This is a genomic window from Streptomyces sp. NPDC006529 (assembly GCF_040611795.1).
In the GTDB taxonomy this organism is placed as follows: domain Bacteria; phylum Actinomycetota; class Actinomycetes; order Streptomycetales; family Streptomycetaceae; genus Streptomyces.
Genome location: NZ_JBEXPB010000038.1, coordinates 45,006 through 64,350, shown reverse-complemented (window position 1 = coordinate 64,350; position 19,345 = coordinate 45,006). Strand labels below are relative to the sequence as shown.

18 protein-coding genes and 1 pseudogene are annotated in these 19,345 nt (G+C 71.4%); 6 read left to right on the top strand and 13 right to left on the bottom strand.

Annotation, left to right across the window (positions count from 1 at the left end; translation table 11 throughout):
• Positions 1-1,403, bottom strand: a 1,403-nt coding sequence (locus tag ABZY31_RS23770; RefSeq protein WP_356413452.1) for a condensation domain-containing protein, incomplete at its 3' end; no start/stop codon positions are given.
• Between the two features lie 504 nt (positions 1,404-1,907).
• Between ABZY31_RS23770 and ABZY31_RS23765 the strand changes: the two genes are divergently transcribed.
• On the top strand, positions 1,908-3,107 hold the full coding sequence (locus ABZY31_RS23765; RefSeq protein ID WP_356413450.1) for a cytochrome P450: 1,200 nt from the start codon (positions 1,908-1,910) through the stop codon (positions 3,105-3,107).
• A gap of 146 nt (positions 3,108-3,253) precedes the next feature.
• Here ABZY31_RS23765 and ABZY31_RS23760 read toward each other — a convergent pair.
• From ABZY31_RS23760 to ABZY31_RS23750, 3 genes and pseudogenes are all read right to left on the bottom strand, one after another.
• Positions 3,254-3,596: pseudogene (locus ABZY31_RS23760) on the bottom strand (alpha-(1-2)-phosphatidylinositol mannosyltransferase); the annotation flags it as partial.
• A gap of 370 nt (positions 3,597-3,966) precedes the next feature.
• Positions 3,967-5,973, bottom strand: a complete 2,007-nt coding sequence (locus ABZY31_RS23755; protein ID WP_356413462.1) for a prolyl oligopeptidase family serine peptidase — start codon at positions 5,971-5,973, stop codon at positions 3,967-3,969.
• A 77-nt stretch (positions 5,974-6,050) separates the two neighbouring features.
• Positions 6,051-7,832 carry an N-acetylglutaminylglutamine amidotransferase gene (locus ABZY31_RS23750; RefSeq protein ID WP_356413448.1) on the bottom strand — a complete coding sequence of 594 codons (1,782 nt, stop codon included), beginning with the start codon at positions 7,830-7,832 and terminating at the stop codon, positions 6,051-6,053.
• 340 nt (positions 7,833-8,172) lie between these two features.
• On the opposite strand from ABZY31_RS23750, the gene ABZY31_RS23745 reads away from it, so the two are divergent.
• Entirely contained in the window at positions 8,173-9,063 is an 891-nt protein-coding gene (locus ABZY31_RS23745; RefSeq protein ID WP_356413446.1) for an SDR family oxidoreductase, read from the top strand.
• 20 nt (positions 9,064-9,083) lie between these two features.
• Here ABZY31_RS23745 and ABZY31_RS23740 read toward each other — a convergent pair whose 3' ends face one another.
• Entirely contained in the window at positions 9,084-9,563 is a 480-nt protein-coding gene (locus ABZY31_RS23740; protein WP_356413444.1) for an MSMEG_6728 family protein, read from the bottom strand.
• A 139-nt stretch (positions 9,564-9,702) separates the two neighbouring features.
• Positions 9,703-11,058: an APC family permease gene (locus tag ABZY31_RS23735; protein ID WP_356413442.1), complete on the bottom strand. Its 1,356-nt coding sequence runs from the start codon at positions 11,056-11,058 to the stop codon at positions 9,703-9,705.
• 175 nt (positions 11,059-11,233) lie between these two features.
• Between ABZY31_RS23735 and ABZY31_RS23730 the strand changes: the two genes are divergently transcribed.
• On the top strand, positions 11,234-11,917 hold the full coding sequence (locus ABZY31_RS23730; RefSeq protein WP_356413440.1) for a hypothetical protein: 684 nt from the start codon (positions 11,234-11,236) through the stop codon (positions 11,915-11,917).
• A 65-nt stretch (positions 11,918-11,982) separates the two neighbouring features.
• Here the strand turns inward: ABZY31_RS23730 and ABZY31_RS23725 are convergent, their stop codons facing one another.
• Genes ABZY31_RS23725 through ABZY31_RS23715 form a run of 3 tightly spaced genes read right to left on the bottom strand, consistent with a single transcriptional unit; the run spans position 11,983 to position 14,612 of the window.
• On the bottom strand, positions 11,983-12,603 hold the full coding sequence (locus ABZY31_RS23725) for a hypothetical protein (RefSeq protein ID WP_356413438.1): 621 nt from the start codon (positions 12,601-12,603) through the stop codon (positions 11,983-11,985).
• Positions 12,600-13,868 (bottom strand): hypothetical protein, encoded by a 1,269-nt coding sequence (locus ABZY31_RS23720; protein WP_356413436.1) that lies wholly within the window; start codon positions 13,866-13,868, stop codon positions 12,600-12,602. The genes ABZY31_RS23725 and ABZY31_RS23720 overlap by 4 nt, the downstream gene beginning before the upstream one ends.
• A 3-nt stretch (positions 13,869-13,871) precedes the next feature.
• Positions 13,872-14,612, bottom strand: coding sequence for an ATP-binding cassette domain-containing protein (locus tag ABZY31_RS23715; RefSeq protein WP_356413434.1), 741 nt, complete (start codon positions 14,610-14,612; stop codon positions 13,872-13,874).
• 205 nt (positions 14,613-14,817) lie between these two features.
• Between ABZY31_RS23715 and ABZY31_RS23710 the strand changes: the two genes are divergently transcribed.
• From ABZY31_RS23710 to ABZY31_RS23700, 3 genes are all read left to right on the top strand, one after another.
• Complete coding sequence (locus ABZY31_RS23710) at positions 14,818-15,378, top strand: GNAT family protein (protein ID WP_356413432.1); 561 nt, start codon at positions 14,818-14,820, stop codon at positions 15,376-15,378.
• Positions 15,379-15,506: 128 nt separating this feature from the next.
• The gene (locus tag ABZY31_RS23705; protein WP_356413430.1) at positions 15,507-16,340 is read left to right on the top strand and encodes a YhjD/YihY/BrkB family envelope integrity protein; all 834 of its coding nucleotides are present in this window, start codon (positions 15,507-15,509) and stop codon (positions 16,338-16,340) included.
• A gap of 91 nt (positions 16,341-16,431) precedes the next feature.
• Entirely contained in the window at positions 16,432-16,620 is a 189-nt protein-coding gene (locus ABZY31_RS23700) for a DUF6381 family protein (protein ID WP_356413428.1), read from the top strand.
• 93 nt (positions 16,621-16,713) lie between these two features.
• Here the strand turns inward: ABZY31_RS23700 and ABZY31_RS23695 are convergent, their stop codons facing one another.
• The 4 genes from ABZY31_RS23695 to ABZY31_RS23680 all read right to left on the bottom strand — a co-directional run bounded on the left by ABZY31_RS23695 (position 16,714) and on the right by ABZY31_RS23680 (position 19,222).
• Positions 16,714-17,808 (bottom strand): iron-containing redox enzyme family protein, encoded by a 1,095-nt coding sequence (locus ABZY31_RS23695; RefSeq protein WP_356413427.1) that lies wholly within the window; start codon positions 17,806-17,808, stop codon positions 16,714-16,716.
• A complete protein-coding gene (locus tag ABZY31_RS23690; protein WP_356413425.1) occupies positions 17,805-18,137 on the bottom strand; it encodes a CDGSH iron-sulfur domain-containing protein in 333 nt (110 codons plus the stop codon). Before ABZY31_RS23690 ends, ABZY31_RS23695 begins: the two co-directional genes overlap by 4 nt.
• Entirely contained in the window at positions 18,121-18,813 is a 693-nt protein-coding gene (locus ABZY31_RS23685; RefSeq protein WP_356413424.1) for a HemK2/MTQ2 family protein methyltransferase, read from the bottom strand. The genes ABZY31_RS23690 and ABZY31_RS23685 overlap by 17 nt, the downstream gene beginning before the upstream one ends.
• Before the next feature lie 160 nt (positions 18,814-18,973).
• Positions 18,974-19,222, bottom strand: a complete 249-nt coding sequence (locus ABZY31_RS23680) for a DUF6479 family protein (protein ID WP_356413422.1) — start codon at positions 19,220-19,222, stop codon at positions 18,974-18,976.
• Between the last annotated feature and the right edge of the window lie 123 nt (positions 19,223-19,345).

Sequence of the window (19,345 nt, the reverse complement as noted above, 5' to 3'; positions counted from 1 at the left end):
TCCGCCACCCGAGACTCAAACAACTCCGGCAACGTCAACGGAGCCACATCAACAGCCGTGTCATTCCACAGCTCAATCACCCGATGACGCTCCACGTCATCGAGCAGACTCACCCCACCGACAAGCTCCTCAACACCGGCACTGGCCAGCCACTCCAAAACCCTCAAGAACCGCTGCGCCACAACCTCAACCGACGCCGCGTCATACACGTCACCGTTGCCGTCGACCACCACACGGATGCCGCCGTCATCTGCACCGTCGTACACGCTCACCCGCAGCCCACCGACGGGTCCCGTCGAAAGATTCCGCGGCACCGTCACACAATCACCCAGCGCAACCGACTGCTGGAACGAAACGACGTTGACCTCCAGCCCCCACAACGCCCCGCCGTCAACCAGCCTCAGATCCCGCAACATCTCCTCAAAGCGGTACCGCTGATGCCGCAACCCACCCCGCACCGCACCAGAAGTCCGCCGTACCAACTCGCCAACCGACAGACCCCCCTCAACCTGCAGCCGCAACGGCAGCACATTCGCCGTCATCCCCGGGACAGCCAGCTCCCGCTGACCCGAACGTGCCAGCACCGGCAGCCCCAGCACCACATCCGACACACCCGAAACCCGGTGCTCGTAGACCGCCGACGCCGCAATCACCAACCCGGCAAGACTCGTCCGCAACCGCCGCGCACCACCCCGCAGCCGCGCCGCACGATCCGCATCCACCTCAACCACATGACGCACCGCCCAGCCCGGCAGCCCACGTCCACCAGCCGCCGGCCGAACCTCAACACCAGCCAGCGTCCCCGACCAGTACTCCCGGTCCCCCTCAAGATCCGCCGAACTCCGATACGCCCGATCCGCATCACGCAGCACCGAAACCGACTCCAGCGCACCCTCCGCACCAGAGCGCCCCTCCAGCAACGCGTTGTAGATCTCCGCCGCCCGGCCCGCCACCAGCGACCCACTGTAACCGTCTGCCACCAGATGGTGACTACGCGAATACCAGAAGAACGAATCCTCGCCCAGCTTCAACACAGCAAACGCGAACAACAGACGATCAGCCACGACCAACGGACGACGCAGCTCCGACCGCATCCACTCCTCAGCGGCCCCCCGCGGATCCACCTCCCCACTCACATCAACAAAAAACACCGGCAACTCACCCGAGACGTCCACGTACGCCCCAGGCACACCCTCCACCCCACGAAAACGGAGATGAAACGTGTCCGCCTCCATCACCATCCGGCGAATGGCCTCCACCAAAAGATCCGCATCCAGCTCACCGCGGATCTCAACGAGCTCAGCCACGTTATAAACAGGATTTTCCGGCGCCAGCTCCTGCGCATACCAAATCCCGACCTGCCCAGCCAGCATGTCCCCGAAAACGCCCTCAGCAGCAGACATCCCGCACACCCCAATCGTCCGAAAACATCGACTGGCACAGCACGGGCCACCACACCAAGGGACGCCACATAACCGCCCAGCACTCCACACACGAAAACCAGCGACAGCAAAAACTAGGCCAGGGTGCCGGCAGCACCGGCACCCTGAAACACAAAATTAGCAAGAGCAAATGAACTTGATGTGCGACGAGGCCCTTCCGCACCGCCTGCATTGCGACAGCCGAATCTTCCTGAGCGATCCACTATGAGCGCAGGTGTACAGGTCGATCAACGCTTCGCGCGAGTGGCGCGCAGACACGGGCGCGCGAGCGTTTAACTGCTGCGCCAGCCACAGTTGAACAGGGCGGTCAGGATGGCGTCGAGAGCCGCAGAGCCCCTTGACAGCAGGCCGCGCCCCGCCTACTCGCCCGTCGGCAAGGCAATGCGCGAAATCTTGACGCTCACTCGCACGACTGGCACTGTGAAAGCTCATCCCTGAATTCAACTGAAACTGTAAGGAATTCTTGTGCGTGATGCGTCGGCCGAGCCTATCAACCTGGTGGATCCCGCACTCTACTCGACCGGTGACCCATTCGCTCAGTGGCGCTGGCTCCGCGCAAATGAGCCGGTTTACTGGCACCCGCCGATGGACGACGGAAACCCTGGATTCTGGTGCCTGACCCGATATGAGGACGTACGCGCCGCATACCGTGACGCAGAGACTTTCAGCTCAGCTCAGGGCATTCTGCTGCGCCCCGCGGCGCACGGTGCCGACCCCGGCGGTGGGCGTACTCTGGCGCTGACCGACGCGCCCCGGCACCGTCAATTGCGCGGGCTGGTCGACGAATGGTTCACGGTCCGCTCGGTCCGCGCTCTTGAGTCGGAGATGACGGACATCACTGGACGCGTGGTCCAGCAGGCGCTGGAACGCGGTAGTTGCGACTTCGTGGCGGATATCGCCGCACGGGTTCCGCTTTACGTCATCTGCAAGATGATGGGCGTCCCGGAGTCGGATTGGGAGTACCTGTACCGACTGACGAGCCAAGCCTTTGCGGCCGGCGATCCGCACACCCGCAGGTTCGCCCATCTGGAGATCCTCGGGTACTTCGAGACGCTCCAGGCGGAGAAGGCGGCGAACCCCGCCGATGATCTGGTGAGTGTGCTCGCGACAGCCCGTGTGGAAGGTGAGCCCCTCACTGCCGAGGATGTCATCCTCAACTGCGACAACCTGCTGGTCGGCGGCACGGAGAACACCCGAATCGCGGCCGCCGGCGGCATGCTGACCCTCATCCAGCACCCCGAGCAGTGGCAGACGCTGTCGGAAAACCCCGACCTGTTGCCGTCGGCGGTGGAGGAGATCCTGCGGTGGACGTCGACGGCCACGCACATCATGCGTACCGCCACGAAGCCCGTCGAGATCCACGGGAAGAACATCGCGGTCGGTGATCGGGTGGTCTTCTGGCTCCCGTCGGCCAACCGCGATGAAACCGTCTTCGAGAACCCCGACACCTTCGACATCAGCCGGAAACCGAATCGGCACCTGGCTCTGGGTTTCGGTGAGCACTTCTGCCTGGGCAGCATGCTCGCCCGCGTCGAGCTTCGGCTGCTCTACGCCGAACTGCTCAACCAAAAGGTCCGGATCGAACTCGATGGTGCACCGAAACTGCTGGACTCGATCGTGGTCAACGGGCCCGAGTACTTGCCCGTGACTCTCACGCGACCGTAAGGGCGGCCCTGGCCGATCACGTACTCGTCCGTACGTGCGGCGCCCCGGGCAGCGGCCGCGAGGACGCGACCCGGGACGCTCCAGCCGGGTGAAAGGCTCGCGTCCGGCTCCTCAGGGGTCATCTTACGCAGCCGCGCCTCGTCCGAGGCGGGCCGGAAGGCAGCGGCGTCGACGCCTGGCACCAGACGTACGAGCTCGGCCCGCGACCCCAGGGCCGGGGCGATGCGCCGGCGGGTGTACTCGCCGAGGTAGGTGACCACGTCCACGTGGTCACCGATGCGGCGCATCAGTCGGCGGGCTCCCGGGAAGGCGGGCCCACCAGATCTCGTGGCCGTGGGTGGTGGCCGCCCTGCGCCGGATGCCGCCCCGGCGCAGGGCGGGTGCCATGGCGGCCAGCGGGGCGGCGGCGCCGAACCACACCCGGACGCAGCCGTGTTCGCGGGCGATTTCGAGGGTGCGACGGGTGACGCGCGCTGTCGGCAGCAGCATGGCATCGAATTCGGTTGCCACCAAAGCGATTTCGATCACATCCCATGCGAACCAGCAGCTCGACGGGGGACACGGCCCCTCTCGGGCGCAACGTGACGTTGCGACGGCTCGTCCCGTTTTCGCCAAAACCCTGGAGTCCACAACGACTTCCCGCCAAAGATGTCGATCACGGACTCAGGTGACCGGTGACCGGTGCCCGGTGACCGCGTGGCTCCGTCGGCCCGACTCCGCCAGGCGGGTCCCTCGAAGACGGCTCCCTGCCTGCTTTCTGCAGGTCAAGGGCGGTCCTCACTCTACATCGGCACGCGCCGGGCCAAAGATGATTCGGAACATCGGCGATGCCGCATCGGGCGCACCGGGGCGGGGGCCGTCACGGCGCCGGACGGAGGTACCGCTCCAGCCAGTCCGCGGCGGCGCGCCGGTAGCGGCGCCGGTTGTCCGCCCGCAGGAATTCGTGGCCCTCGTTGCGCAGCGTCAGCCGCCGGGCCGGCACGCCGCGGTCGCGGGCCGCGCGGACGAACTGCTCCGACTCCGTCGGCGGCACGTTCGTGTCGTGCTCCCCGTGGACGGCCAGCACGGGGGCGCGCAGCTGGTCGATGCGGCTCATCGGGGAAAGGGCGCGCAGGAGTTCCCGGTCGTCTTCGGGATGCCCGTACTTGGCGGCCGCGGACTGCGCGATCCACGGCTCCGTACCGGCGAAGAACGTGGCGAAGTCCGACATCCCGCAGACGGCGACCCCGGCCCGGAAGAGGTCCGGGTGCCATACGAGGGAGGCCATGGTGAGGTAGCCGCCGTACGAGCGGCCCATCACCCCGAGCCTCAGGGGGTCGGCGTACCCGAGCGAGACCACGTGTGCGGCGCAGTCGGCGACGTCGTCGATCGCCGCGAACCGGCCGGCGCCGAGGTCGGCGTCCACGAAGGACCGGCCCCAGCCGGACGAACCGCGGACGTCGGGGGCGAACACGTCCAGGCCCCGGCCGAGGAGTTCGTGGTAGAGCGGATCGAACACCGGCCGTTCCTGTTCCTCCGGTCCGCCGTGGAGATGGATGACGCAGGGGGCCGGCCGGCCCGGGTCCTGCTCCGGCGCCCGGTAGTACCAGCCGCCGAGCACGAGCCCGTCCCGGGCCTCGCAGCGCAGGGGCACCGGGCGTACGGGAGGCCGCCCCGGCGGGACCGCGTCCTCGTCCCGCGCCGACCAGCCGGTGCGCGCGGGGACGAGCGCCTCGTCCAGCTCCCAGATGCCGGGTTTGCGCCGGGATCCCGAGAGGGCGGCGAACAGCCCGCCGCGTTCCACGGGCGCGATCCGGGTCACCACCTCGTGGGGCAGGACGGGATGGTGGCGCGGTCCGACGTCGCCGTCCGTACCGTTGACGGTGAGCCCGACGGCCTCCAGCTCGGTGGCGCCGTGCAGGTTCCAGGCGAGCACGGCCCATCGGCCGTGGTCGGGCACGCTCAGCAGATCGAGGGCGCAACCCTTCCGCTCGGCGGCGACGGACAGGCCCAAGGACCTGCCCTCCTCGTCCAGACGCACCCTCAGCAGGGCCGCGAACTCCCGTTCCGCGTCGCTGCGCAGCCAGAGCGTCCGCGCGTCGGCGGAGAACCGGCCGATCCAGGGATCGCCGTCGGCGACGTGCAGCGCGAAGGTGGTGCGGCCCGCAGCGGTGTCGAGCACGAGGGCCTCCCGCCGGCCGCGCGGGCCCCGGCGGACGAGCGCGAAGCGGCCGTCCGCACTCATGTCGCACACCCGCAGGGAGGCGGCTCCCTCCTCGCTGAACAGCAGGACCGGTGCGCTCGCCGCGTCCGGGTCGACCACGTACGCCGCCAGCCCGCCGCCCTGGGCCGGGCCGAGGGCGGGGCCGGGGGCCGGGCCGAGGGCGAGGCCGTCGCCCTCGGACGCCTGCGCGCCCAGAGTCCTCGCGCCGGTCGTCGGCGTACCCTCCGCTTCCGGCGGCAGGTGCCCCGGCCCGGCGTGCTCCGAGCGCACCGGGGAGGGCTGGGCGACCGTGACGGCGAGGGCGGTTCCGTCCCGCGTCCAGCACCCGAGGTGGGCCGAACTCCCGGGCTCCGCGCCCGCGATGACCTGACGTCCGGTCCCGTCCGGGCGCACCACCAGGACCCGGGTGTGCTCCCCGCCCCCCGGCGCCGAGGTGTAGGCGATCCAGCGGCCGTCCGGCGACCAGGAGACCTCTGTCACCGGGTCGGGATCGCCGTCCAGCACGTGCACCTCCGTCCCCCGGGCGGGCCCGCTCCACAGTTGGGGGACCCCGGCCCGGTCGCAGATGAACGCCACGTGCTCGCCCGTCGGGTCGGCCGACGGGTACCAGCATCCGTGGGCCGTCAGGAGGGTCGGTGGGTCGACGCCGGGATGGCCGGGCAGCCGGACCGGCGCCGGAGCCGGCGCCGGTCCGGGCAGCGGCTCTCGCGCCGGGAACCCTCCGGCTTCGGGCCGGCCGCTCACGTGATTCCGTGCGTCTGCAGCCAGATTTCCAGGGACGCCACCTGCCACAGGGTGTTCGCCCCGCGTTTGGTGCGACGGCGGTTCGGTGCTTCGAGCAGCTCGTGGACCAGGCGCTGGTCGAAGATGCCGCGACGGCGTGCTTCCGGGGCGGTGAGGGCGTGGCGTACGCGAGCGAGCACTGGTTCGGCCATGTGCCGGACCGCGGGGACCGGGAAGTAGCCCTTCGGCCGGTCGACGACTTCACGGGGCAGGATGGTGCGTCCGATGTCCTTGAGCACGGCCTTGCCGCCCTGCGCGAGTTTGAGCTGCGGAGGGCAGGCCGCGGCCAGTTCGACGAGTTCGTGGTCCAGGAAGGGCACCCTCGCCTCCAGGCCCCAGGCCATCGTCATGTTGTCGACCCGTTTGACGGGGTCGTCGGGCATGAGCGCGTGGACGTCCATGCGCAGGGTCGCGTCGAGGGCGGTCGTGGCCCCCGGTGCGGCCATGTGCGTCCGGACGAACTCCGCCGAGGCGTCGTGGTCGGCGGTGAAGCCGGGACGGAGCATGGCGGTGAGTTCGGCGTGCGTCCGGTCGAAGTACGCGTCCGCGTACGCCCTCTCGGCATCCGGCCGGGAGGCCGGGGCGATCTGCGGGTACCAGTGGTAGCCGGCGAACACCTCGTCCGCGCCCTGGCCGCAGAGCACGACCTTGACCTCCTTGGAGACCTGTTCCGACAGCATGTGGAACGCCACGGCGTCGTGGCTGACCATCGGCTCGCTCATGGCCCCGATGGCCGCTTCCAGCGCGGACGGCAGCCGGTCGGACGGGATCATGAGCTGGTGGTGGTCGGTGGAGAACCGTCGCGCGATCAGGTCCGAATAGCGGAACTCGTCGCCGTCCTCCCCGTTCTCCGCCTCGAAGCCCATCGCGAAGGTCGCGACGCCCTCCTGCCCCGCCTCGGCGAGCAGCGCCACGATCAGGCTGGAGTCCAGGCCGCCCGACAGGAGCACGCCCACGGGGACGTCCGCGACCGTGCGCCGCCGCACCGCCGTGCGCAGCGCGTCGTGCACCGCTTCCTGCCAGAGCGCCGGGTCCTCGCCGAGCTCCGAGTGCCGGGTGTACGACGGCTGCCAGTAGCAGTGGTCGCTCTGGGTACCGTCCCGCTCGACGACGCGGACGGTGGCCGGCGGGAGCTTGCGCACACCGTTCAGGACGGTGCGGGGCGCCGGGACCGTGCCGTGCCAGCTCAGGTAGTGGTGCAGCGCCACCGGGTCGAGGGACGTGTCGACGCCTCCGCCCGCCAGCAGGGCGGGCAGGGTGGAGGCGAAGCGCAACCGGTCGGCGTCCTGGGTGACGTACAGGGGCTTGATGCCCAGCCGGTCACGCCCGAGCACGACCCGGCCGGTGTGGTGCTCGACGACGGCGAAGGCGAACATGCCGATGAGGGACTCGACGCACTCGGGGCCCCACTCGGCGTACGCCTTGACGATCACCTCGGTGTCGGAGCGGGAGAAGAAGCGGTGGCCGAGCCCTTCCAGGCGCTCCCGCAGCTCACGATGGTTGTAGATGCACCCGTTGAAGACCGCGGTGAGCCCCAGCTGCGCGTCGGTCATGGGCTGGGAGCCCCACTCGGAAAGATCGATGATCTTCAATCGCCGGTGCCCGAGCGCCACCGCGCCCTGCGACCACGTCCCTCGGCCGTCCGGTCCCCGCGACTCCAAGGCGTCGGTCATGCGTTCGACCGCGGCGAGGTCCGGTCGCCGGCCGTCGAAACGCACCTCCCCGCTCAACCCGCACACGGGGCACCTCCCGCCTTCACGGCACCTCGGGGCTGCCGCCCCCGTAGGGCGTCGCTCGTCGTGGAGCACCTGGTCATGCACGTCATTCCTACACTCCTGTGCCCTTCGGCCGACGAGGGTCCGGCCGGCCCGAACGGGCGGTCGACATGCGAGGCGCCTGCCCACGCGAGCGTCGCTTAAGCGGTCGCTCTTGGGGGGGGCCGGGGCCAGCGGGGTCGCTCCTCCGGGGGTCGCGACGCGCTGCGCACGTTTGCGAGCGCGAGACATGTGCAGAAGCGAGGTGATCCACCATGACGTGACACCCTCGACCCGCCCCTCCCCGGGGCCCGACGGAGATCCCATGCCTCAGGAAGAGCCCCGCCTCCCCGACCCGGTGACACTGCACCCGCGTCCTCCCTTTCCCGAGCAGGAGCAGGACCACCCCGGCTCCACGGAGCGGATGGATCCGCAACCCGATCACGGCGAGGATTCCTACGAGGGTCACGACGTACTGCTCGACCGGGCGGCGGTCGTCACCGGCGGCGATTCCGGCATCGGCAGGGCCGTCTGCCTGGCGTTCGCCCGCGAAGGCGCGGACGTCGTCTTCACCCACCTCCCCGAAGAGGCGCAGGAGGCGGCCGAGACGGCGCGCCTGATCCGCGCGGCGGGCCGCAAGGCCGTACCGGTCGCATGCGACATCCGCGACGAGGAGCAGTGCGCGGCCCTGATCGACCGGGCCGTGCAGGAACTCGGGCGCATCGACCTGCTCGTCAACAACGCCGCCTACCAGATGTCCCAGCCGGACGGCATCGAGGCGATCACCACGGAGCAGTTCGACCGGGTGATGAAGACCAACCTGTACGGGATGTTCTGGCTGACCCGCAAGGCCCTGGAACACATGCCGCGTGGCGGCTCGATCGTCAACACCACCTCCGTGCAGGGCTACCAGCCGAGCCCGCACCTCCTCGACTACGCGATGACGAAGTCGGCGATCATCTCCTTCACCCACGGACTGGCCCAGATGCTCGCCGAGCGCGGCATCCGCGTCAACGCGGTCGCACCCGGGCCCGTGTGGACACCGCTGATCCCCGCCACGATGCCCGACGCGACGAAGTTCGGCGCGCAGTCACCCCTGGGCCGCCCCGCCCAGCCCGCCGAGATGGCGCCGGCCTACGTGTTCCTGGCATCGCCCCGGGCGAGCTACATCACCGGGGAGATCGTCAACGCCACCGGCGGCACACCGCTGCCCTGACCCGGGGTCGGCCTGACCGTTCAGGGCAGGGCGTCCGCATCCCGGTCGGACCGGGGCCATACGTAGGGCAGGTCGTCCGGCACGCCCGGGAAGCGCTCCCGGTAGAAGGCCGGATCCTTGCGCACCAGCGCGGACTGATGGCTCCGGTGGAAGTCCGGCGCGCCCAGCCACGGCGGCAGGTCCCCGTCGGCGGCCAACTGCTCCTGTGTGCGGGGGGCGCCCCCCGGCCGCCAGGCTCCGAAGTCCTCGACCAGGGTGACGGCGCAGGTGTCGGCGCGTCCCTCGGCGGTCCAGGCCCCGCAGATCTGCAGCCCGTACCGGACGAGTGCCTCCTCGTAACCCGCCCACATCCGCACCGCCGGGTGCCTGCGCCATCCGTAACCCGGGACGACCAGACCGCGCAGCACCTGCACGGCCTCGACCCGCTGCTTGCCGAGCCTTCGTCCGTCCAGCACGGCCGCCGAGGCGTCGAACGACGGAAGCGGAAGGAACGTCTGCACAGGTCTTCTCCCTTGCATTCCACCTGCGGTGCGCCCCGCGACCCACTGCCACGAGCCCACAGTGCGAGCGTGGCAGAAGCGCCGGAGTCACGCTCCCGCACGCGCGGGGCGACAGCGCTCCGACGGCCGCGGCAGCAGGTCAGTGGCCGTCCGGGAGGGGTACTCCGTCCGCCGCCGGGACCCGGCGGCGGCGCTGCCACAGGACCAGAACGCCGAGGGCCGCTCCGACACCCATCAGGACCAGGCCCCGCACCCAGACCCTCGACTCGATCTGCGTCGCCAGGGCGAGGCACGACAGCGCTCCGAGTACGGGCACGGCCGTGGGGGCCCGGAAGTGGGGGGAGGCGGCGGAGCTCTCGCGTCGCAGGACGAGGACGGCGGTGTTCACGGTGAGGAAGACGGCGAGGAGGAGCAGGACGAGGGTGCCCGCGAGGACGTCGATCTCCCCGGTGGCCGCGAGCAGCGCGGACACGGCCGTGGTCGCGGCGATCGCTGTCCACGGAGTACGCCGGACCGGGTGCACGCGCGTGAGGAAGGCCGGGAGGAGGCCTTCCCCGGCCATCCCGTACGCCAGGCGGGAACTCATGATTCCGGTGAGCAGTGCTCCGTTGGCCACCGCGACCAGCGCGATGAAGGCGAACAGCTTCGGCGGCACGGCCCCGGCGGCACGGACGACTTCCAGCAGGGGCCCGTCGGAAGCCGCCAGGGTGCCCGTCGGCACGGCCGCGGAAGCCGCCGCGCCGACGGCGGCGTACATCAAGCCCGCGGTGGCGAGCGCCCCGAACAGGGCCCGCGGGTAGGAACGGGCCGGGTCTAGGGTCTCCTCGGCCACGTTCACCGATGTCTCGAACCCCACGAACGAGTAGTAGGCGAGCACCGCTCCCGCCATCACCGCAGCCACGGGTGATGCGGAGTCCGTCCCGAGCTGCGTCAGCCTGCCGACATCGCCGTCGCCCCGTACGACGACCCATGCGCCGAGTCCCACCACGAGGAGCAGCCCACCCGTCTCGACCAGGGTGGCCAAGGTGTTCACCCGGGTGGACTCGCGGATGCCGCGCGCGTTCAGAAGCGCCAGGAGGGCGAGGAAGACGACGGTGACGAGGACCACGGGCAGCGAGACGAGGGCGGTCAGGTACTCCCCGGCAAATCCGCGGGCGAGCGCCGCGACGGAGACGATGCCGGCCGCCAGCATGCAGTACCCGGCGAAGAACCCCACGGCGGGGCCATAGGCCCGGGTGGCGTAGTACGAGGCTCCGCCGGCCCGCGGGTACTTCGTGGCGAGCTCCGCGTACGAAGCGGCCGTCAGGAGCGCCAGGAGGAGGGCCACCGTGAGGGGGACCCACACGGCGCCCCCGGACTTCGCGGCGACCTCGCCGATCAGTACGTACACGCCCGCGCCGAGGACGTCTCCGAGGATGAAGAAGTACAGCAGGCGCGTGGTGAGCACCTTGCGGAGCGGCTGCTGCACACCGGTGCCGGCGGAACGGGAAGGCATGGGGGCTCGTCTGTTCTGTCGTGGGCCGGAAGGAATGGGGGCGGCGGGATGTCGGTCCGCCACTCCGGTCGGAACCATGGGTCTCCTGGCCGCGGAAAGCCGTTCCAAACGGGGGGCACCGACAATCGATCTCTGACATCGCAGCCCCGGCCCGCCGTCTCGGCAGAGGACTCCAGTGACCGACTCCGACCTGACCGCACTCACCCGCATCTGCCCCCCGCCCGCCACCGCGCCACGCCCCGTCGACTGGGCCGCCGTCGAAGCGGCACTGGACATGCGGCTCCCCCCGGACTACAAGACGCTCGCCTCCACCTACGGCCCCGGCCGCTACGCCGACTACCTCAGCGTCTTCCACCCGCACGGGGTCACCGAGTGGGTCAGCCTCACCGGACCCGTGCCCGCCACGGTCCGCGCGCAACTCCAGCAGGACCACGACGGCGGCACGCACCATGTGCCCTACGAGCCGCGGTTCCTGTGCGCCATCGGAGTCACCGACAACGGCGAGTACCTCTTCTGGATCACCGGACCGCAGGCCGCGCCCGACCAGTGGCGCATCGCCGTCAAGGAGGCCCGCGCAAGACGCTGGTTCACCTACGACGGCAACCTCACCGCCTTCCTCGCCGCCGTCCTGAGCGGGAAAACCACCGTCCCCCAATTCCCCGAGGACCTCCTCGACACCCCGCCCGCCTTCACCCCATCAGCCGCCCGCCCGTACGCACTCCCGCAGACCCCGGTCAGGGACCCCGTGGACACGGACACCATCCGGGCCTGGGCCAAGGCCAACGAATACGAGGTCCCCCTCCGCGGCCGACTTCCCGCGGGCGTCCTCCACGCGTGGGAGGAAGCGCATCCGGCCTGACCAACAGCGCCCTCGACGCACGCGGGCCACCGCGAACTGTTGCGCATAGCACGGACGAGGGATTGCTACCGCCAGGGGGTCAGGCGTGGCGGGAGGACCGTTCCGGGTGGGCGGAGTGCGCTGAGGCTGCAGCCGAGGGCCAGGGCGGCGCCGGTGGCGGCGAGGGCCGGGACGGAGTGGGGTTCGTGGAGGACCAGTGCCCACGGTTCGGCGCCGCCTGTGGTGCGCCGGCCGGCGGCCGCGCAGAGCAATGGGAAGGCAGCCGTCAGAGGCGCGGCGACGCGGTGGCCCACGAGGGGGTTGAGGATGAGCGCGATGCCGAAGTAGACGGCGGTGTTGCGGCCGACCGAGGCGGCGATGCCGGAGCCGGCGGAGTTGCCCGCGAGGTGCGCGGCTGCGGAGATCGCGAGGACCACTGCGGTCAGGGCTGCGGCGAGGGCGGTGTCCCAGCGGTGAACGGGCCGCACCGCGGTGGCCTCCACCGGTGATCCGGCGCGGCCTGTACCGCTGAGCCACATGACGGCGGGCAATACCGTGACCAGCTGTGCCAGAACGAAGTGGCCCGCTTGGCCCGTCAGTACGGGGACCGGAAGTTCGATGTTGCCGATGACGAGACCGGCGAGGGCTGTCAGCAGGGTGCAGGCGGTGAGGACGGTGACGGAGCGGGAGCGGAGCCACCAGATCACCGGGCAGCCCCGGGGATGTCCAGGCGCGGGGGCTGGTCGCAGGTGCTCAGGGCTTGGCGGTTCACTTCGTACCAGGCCAGCTGCGTCTGGCGGGGCTGGTCGAGGACGCTGCGGACGAGGGCCGTTTCCCGGGGGTTCGTGCGCCCGGGGTTCGGCGGAGTGTGGGTGGCGATGGCGATGACCCAGGCCATCAGCGGGGCGCGTGCCGGGTAGGCGGCGAACGTGCCGGTGGCCCTCGCACAGGCCGGGAGTGGCGGGAGAGCGGTACCGGCCAGGTTGGCGGCGACATCCTCGGGGGTGGGGTTCTCGTTGATGCCGAAGACGGCGGTGTCGGCGGCGGGTGCGGCTGTGCGGTTCTGGGTCAGGGTGGCGGGTACCGGCAGACCGGCCTCGGTGAGGCGCGTGGCGTACGTGCGGGTCTGCTGGATGATCGCGGCATCGTCGGCGACTTCCGGCCACAGGCAGATGTGCGGGCGGGCCTCGGCGTCGCAGACCAGGTCGGAGGCGTCGCGGGCGCTGACGGGTACGTAGCCGAGCGGCTTGGCCAGGGCGACAGCGCCCCCGGCACCCGCGGTAAGAAGGACGAGTGCGAGTGCTGCGTGACGGGCCGACCGGCGGTGCATGAGGGTCAGGGCGGCAGCGCACACGCCGCCGGCGAACAGGACCGCGGCCCAGATGGCCGTCGGGTCGATGACGCTGCCGATGGAGCAGCAGCTGCCGAAGCCGCCCGCGACGAGTTGGCGCGGCCAGGCCGCTGCCCAGGAGGCCGGAAACGCGGTGAACGAGAAGCCCGCGAGGAGGGCGATCGGGGCGGCGGCGATGCCGGGCAGGAGTGAGCCCAGTACGTAACCGGCCAGGGTGGTGGCGGCGAGGAGCAGTCCCAGGGCGGCCGCCATGCCCAGGTGTGAGAACGGGGGCACGGCGCCGGCGGCCGTGGCGGAGATGGCCAGAGCGATACCGAGGCCGACGACGCCCATCATCCACACGGGAACGAGGACGGGAAGGGCGATCGCGACCGGGCCACGGACGGGGGCCTGGTCCAGGATCCGTCCGCGCCTGAGCCGAGCCGCTTCCCACGCGGCGCTGCCGGCGCACACGGCAGCGGCGAACGGCAGCACCGTGGAGGCTTTCCCGAGCGCCGAGGGACCGTACCCGCGGGTCACGAAGCTGGTCAGTGTGTCGTTCAACAGCAGACCAATGAACGCGGCAAGGAGGACGGCCATGACGGTGGCGGAGGACGAACGGAGCAGTGTGCGGGTCGGCATCGCTCAGATCTCCTGCCCGACGAGCCGCGTGTAGGCGCTCTCCGCCCGCTCCCGGTCCCCGGTGGCATCCGGGGCGAGCGCCTGGAAGGCGGCGGGGCTTCCTTGGAAACGCACCGTGCCCTGATCCAGGACGATCACCTCGGCGTAGAGCGCTGCGAGGTCTTCCGTCTGGTGTGTCGAGACGAGCACCTGGACCGTCGGGGACAGTTCTTCGACGAGGTGGCGGAACATCTGCCGCTGTTGCGGGTCCAGTCCGGCGGTCGGCTCGTCCATCAGGATCAGCTCGCTGCGGTGGCACAGGGCGCCCGCGATGCCGGTCCGGCGCAGCTGTCCGCCGCTGACCCGGTGACTCTTGGTGTCCGCCAGCTTCCCGAGGCCGACCCGCTCAATCGCAGTAGCCGATGCCTCCCAGGCCGCGCCCCGGCTCATTCCCTTGAGCCAGCCCGCGTACGCGACCTGCTCCCGCACGGTCAAGCCCGGGACGGACGTGATCTGCTGGGGTATCCACGCGACGCTTTTGCGGTACGCGGCCTGTTTGCGCCCGCCAGGGCGCAACCGGTTGAACCCGAGCGCCCCGGCCGTTGGGGTCAGTTGGGAGGCGGCGAGGCCCAGCAGGGTGGACTTGCCCGCTCCGTTCGGTCCCAAGAGGACCGTCGCGGGCGCGGCGACAGTCAGCGATAACCCGCTGAACACCGGTGTTCGCCTGCCGTACCGGAACGTGATGTCATCGAATTCCAGAGCCATTTGTGCGACGCGCAATCCGCCACCCCTCGGCCGAGCGGGGGCGGCATGTCGTAGAACCATGGACCGGAGGGGTCTGTTGCCGACCGGGTGTTACGCAGTCGGCCGCCGCGCAGCACCAAGTCAGCCTGTAGATAACGACGTTGAGCGCCTCAGATCGGATGCGGTGGGGCCGTGCACCGCACGCCGCCGCGTGATCGAATGAGGGATGACATCGTTCTGGACCGGCGAGCGGGTGCGGCTGCGTGGGATCGAGCCCGGCGACTGGGAGGCGTTCATGCGCTTCGCCGTCGAGGAGGAGGGGTTGGGGGACGTGCTGCGCCCGCCCCGGTCCGCCGAGGGGTTTCGTGCCTGGGCGAAGGAGCAGGCGGTCGCCCCGTCCGACGGCGACTGTTTCCGGCTGGCCGTCGAAGCCGTCGGAACCGGGGAGATCGTCGGCACGGTCGGCTCGCACCACGCCGAACCGCGTGCGGGGTGGTTCGAGTACGGCGTCACGATGGGCGCCGGCCACCGGCGCAAGGGGTACGCAGCGGAAGCCGTGGTGATGTTGCTGCGCTTCATGTTCGCCGAGCGGCGCTACCACAAGTGCGGGGCGCGGATCTTCGCCCACAACGAGGCATCCCTGGCACTTCACCGGCGGCTCGGCTTCGTCGAAGAGGGGCGCCTCCGCGATCACGTGTTCTCCGGCGGCCGACACCACGACCTCGTCGTGATGGGCATGCTGGCCGGCGAGTTTGCGCGCCTGCACGCGGTGGATGGACGTGGCTGAGTCGAGCCTGACGGGGCGCGGAACCGTCGGTTGACCCGGGCCGGGGCTAGCGTGGGGGGAGCAGCACTGGGAGTGGCCATGTCCGTCGCGGCGATCTTGTACCACCCGCCCGAAGGTGCGCTGCGGAGATGACCGGGGCCGAGCGGTCCGGGTCCGGGAGTCCGTCGCCCCTCGGGCGGGTCGGCAGTGCGGTGCGCCGGGTGCGGGCCGGGCGGCGCTGGGGGCGGGTGCGGTCGGTGAAGCTGTGGCAGCGCTCGCTGGGATTCGCCGCGCTCGGGTTCCTGACGTTGGTGCCGCTGCTGGTCGTGGTCTCCGCCGCGGACGCCGGTGGCGGGCAGGGGTTCGCGCAGTGGCTCGGGGACGGGCTCGGGGTGTCGCCGCCCGCACGGCGGGAGATCGGACGGCTCTTCGCGCTGCCCGAGCAGGCCTGGCGGACCACGACGGCCTTCGGCCTCGCTGTGCTCACCGTCTTCGGCCTGTCCTTCGCGACCACTCTGCAGAGCGGTTACGAGCGGGTGTGGGACCTGCCGCCCGCCCGCTGGTGGGCCCGGTGGCGGCACGTGCTGTGGCTCGCCGTGCTGGTTGGCGCCCTCTACCTGTCGGCCTTCTCTCCGCCCTGGCGGAACTCGCCCGCCCGCGGCTTCGTCACGGTCGTCATCGGCGTCCTCTTCTTCTGGTGGTCACAGCGGCTGCTGCTCGCCGGGAGGGTCTCCTGGTCCGCCCTGTTCCCCGGGTCGGTGGCCACCATGCTGGGGCTCCTGGGCCTGCGGGTCTTCTCCCGGCTCGTCTTCTCGCCGCTCATCGCCTCCGGCGCGGTCACCTACGGCCCCTTCGGCACGGTCCTCGTGGTGCAGTCCTGGCTGGTGGGCGTCGGTGTCGTCGTCTTCGGCGGCGCCCTCCTCGGGCGGCTGCTCCACGACGAGATCCAGCGCCGCGCGAAGTCGGCGGATCTTCGTGGCTGAAAAGAGACCCCTCCGGCCGTCCACGGTGGCGGGCCCACTCCGGTCCTGTTTGGCTTGGGGGGAACGGACTCCCCCGAACCGAGGAGCGGTCATGAGCGACCAGAACCAGCCGAGCGAACAGGCCCGGCAGATGCGGGACAAGGCCGAGCAGCTGGAGCAGGCGGCGCAGCGCGCGGCGGACCCGGCGGAGCGCCGGCGGCTCACGGACAAGGCCCTGCACATCCGGGAGAAGAGCGAGCAGGAGAACGGCCCGGGCAGCGCGACCATGGACCCGATGTAGGGCCGGCCGCGGGGGCCTCAGGCCTCGGACCGTGCGAGCCCTCAGCCCCCGGGCTCCGGTCGCGCGGCCCCCGGGCTCCGGTCGCGCGGCCCCTCAGGCCTCCGGCAGGGGCCCCCGCAGCGCGCTGCGGCCCTGGTCCCAGGCCCCGCGCAGGTGGTCCGCGAGCCGGTCCTCCAGCAGGCCGGTCGCCGCGCAGCCGAAGGCCACGTCCGCCTCCAGCTCCGGCTCGTCGGCGAGCAGACCGCCGATGACCTCGTGGCGTACGACCTGCTCGTGGACGGCGTCGGCCTCGACGTGCTCGGCGTAGAAGTGCTCGGCGGCGGGCCCGGCGCCGCAGCGGCGCATGGCGTGCGCGAGCCGCCGGGATCCGGGCGACGAGGTGACCTCGACGGACGCGAAGTGGCCGACGAGGGCGCCGCGCAGGGCCCGGTGCAGCCCGAAGAGGGACATCAGGTTGACGGTCGCGAGCAGCGGCGCCGGGGCCAGGTCCAGGTAGCGGCCGTACGCCGGGTCCAGGCCGAGATCGGTCATGAGGTCCGCGAAGAGCCGCGCGTGCACGCGGTCGGCGCGGCCGGCGCCGAACTCGTCGTACTCGATGGCGACCATCGCGGCCTTGGCCCGGCCGGTGAGCCGGGGGATCACCCAGGCGTGCGGGTCGGCCTCCTTGAGGTGGTAGAGGGAGCGCAAGGCGGCGTATTCGCGCAACTGCCAGAGCTCACCCTCCGTTTCGAGGCGGTGGCTGAGGCTGCCGGAGAGGTCGACCGGCTCGACCAGCAGCGGGGCGAAGGCCTCCTCGACGGAGCGCGGGCCGTCGGCCAGGTCCGACCGCAGGGCGTGCAGGAAGCGGGCTTCGGCGTCCCGGCGCAAGCGCAGCAGGTCGGGATCCCATTCGAGCTCGTCGTCCACCCCGTCGAAGCCGCGGTAGTGCAGTTCGTACAGGAGGTACAGCGCGAGCTGGAGGTCCTCCCCCCAGGGGTCGGCCTGGAGCACGGCGCCCGGCGTGTAGGCCACCGGGCTGCCCGAGCGCAGGGCCCGCGTCACGGCGCGCGACAGCTCGCCCCGGGCCTCGGGGAGGCGGGGGCCGGCGGCGGGGCGCGCGGTGGCGGTCGCCGTCGCGGTCGGACCGGCCGCCGTCGGCGTACGCGGGCTCGTGGTCGGGCTCGGGGCCTGGCCGTGGGGTGGCATCACGGGTTCCTCTCCTGGGTCCTTTCCGGGGGCCGCTCTTGATGGTGCTGCCGGCGCTGCGGGGTGTTCCGCTCCTCCGGCGGCGCGGCCGGCCGTTCGCGGCGGCGGTGGCTGGTGTCACACCAGGGGTAGGTGCGGCTGCGTCGGCACGTGCACACCGCGACCTGGAACCGGTCGGACCGGGCGACGCTTCCGTCGTCCAGGACGATCTCGACCGGGCCCTCGATCAGGACCGGTCCCTCCCGGTCCACGGACACCCGGCGGGCGGGTGCCCCCGAGGTGCCGGAGGCGGCGGTGTCGGGGCCGGCGGCGGTGTCAGAGGTTCCGGGCACGGATGACCACCAGCTCTTCCCATTCCTCGGCCGCGGCCGCCAGGCCGCGCCGTTCCAGCCACGCGCGCCGCGACCGCAGGACCGGGCCCCACGGTACGGAGGCCCGCGCCGCGATCTCCCCGTCCAGCCCGCTCCGGGCCAGCCGGTCCAGGGTCTCCTCGGCCCCGGACATGGCGGAGTGCACCATGAGCAGGACGCCGCCGGGCCGCAGCATCGCCGGGGCGCCGGCGCAGATCCGGTCGATCACCCCGCGCCCGTCGGGACCGGCGTCCCAGGCCCGCTCCGGGCCGCGCTCGGGAAGCCGCTCCGCCGGAGCGGGGACGTAGGGCGGGTTCGTCACCACGACGTCGTAGCGGCGGCCCGCGGTGCGGGCCTCGAAGTCGCCGTGCACGACGCGCAGGGGCAGCCGGTGACGCAAGGCGTTCAGCCGGGCCGTGGTCACGGCCGTCCAGGAGACGTCCACGGCCGTGACCCGGGCGCCGCGCGCGGCGGCGGTGAGGGCGAGCGCGCCGGTACCCGTACCGATCTCCAGCACGTCCGTGCCGGGCCCGAGGTCCTCCTGCGCGAGGGCTTCGGCGAGCAGCCGCGTGTCCGCCTGGGGCTTGTAGACGCCCGGCGGGGCGATCAGGGCGGGGGGCAGCGCGCCCCTCGTCAGTGCCGTACTCGTACGGGTCACCTCGTACCTCCTGGATCGGGGCGCGGCCCGCGCCCACGGGCGGCTTTCCTGGACGACACGCAGCGCATGCCCCCGGCGGGGCGCCTCATCCCGCCTCCGATGATCTTCGGAGGATCAGACGGAATTCCGGGCGGCCCGTCGGCCGTCCGTCCGCCGGACGTCACGCGCGCGGCCCCTCCCGGCCGTCGCCCCGGCCGTCGCCCCGGGCGCCGTCCGGGGTCTGCCAGGAGTCCTCGCGCTGCTGGGCCACGGGATTCTGCTCGGTCGGCCGGGCCGGGGCCGCGCGCCGGGCGTTGCGCCGGGCGCCGTACCAGAAGGCGCCGATCAGCAGGACGACCACGACCACACCGGCGAGGACGAGGAAGAGGGAGCTTTGGCCTTCGGCCGCGAGATGTTCGGTAGCAATCATGACGCGCGCCTACCCACGATCCGCCGTCTTACGAGGCCACACCCCCGGACGACACGTTTCAGACGGGCCGCAGCGGCCAGACGAGCGTACGGACTCGCGCAGTAGCAGTACGCGCCACGACGG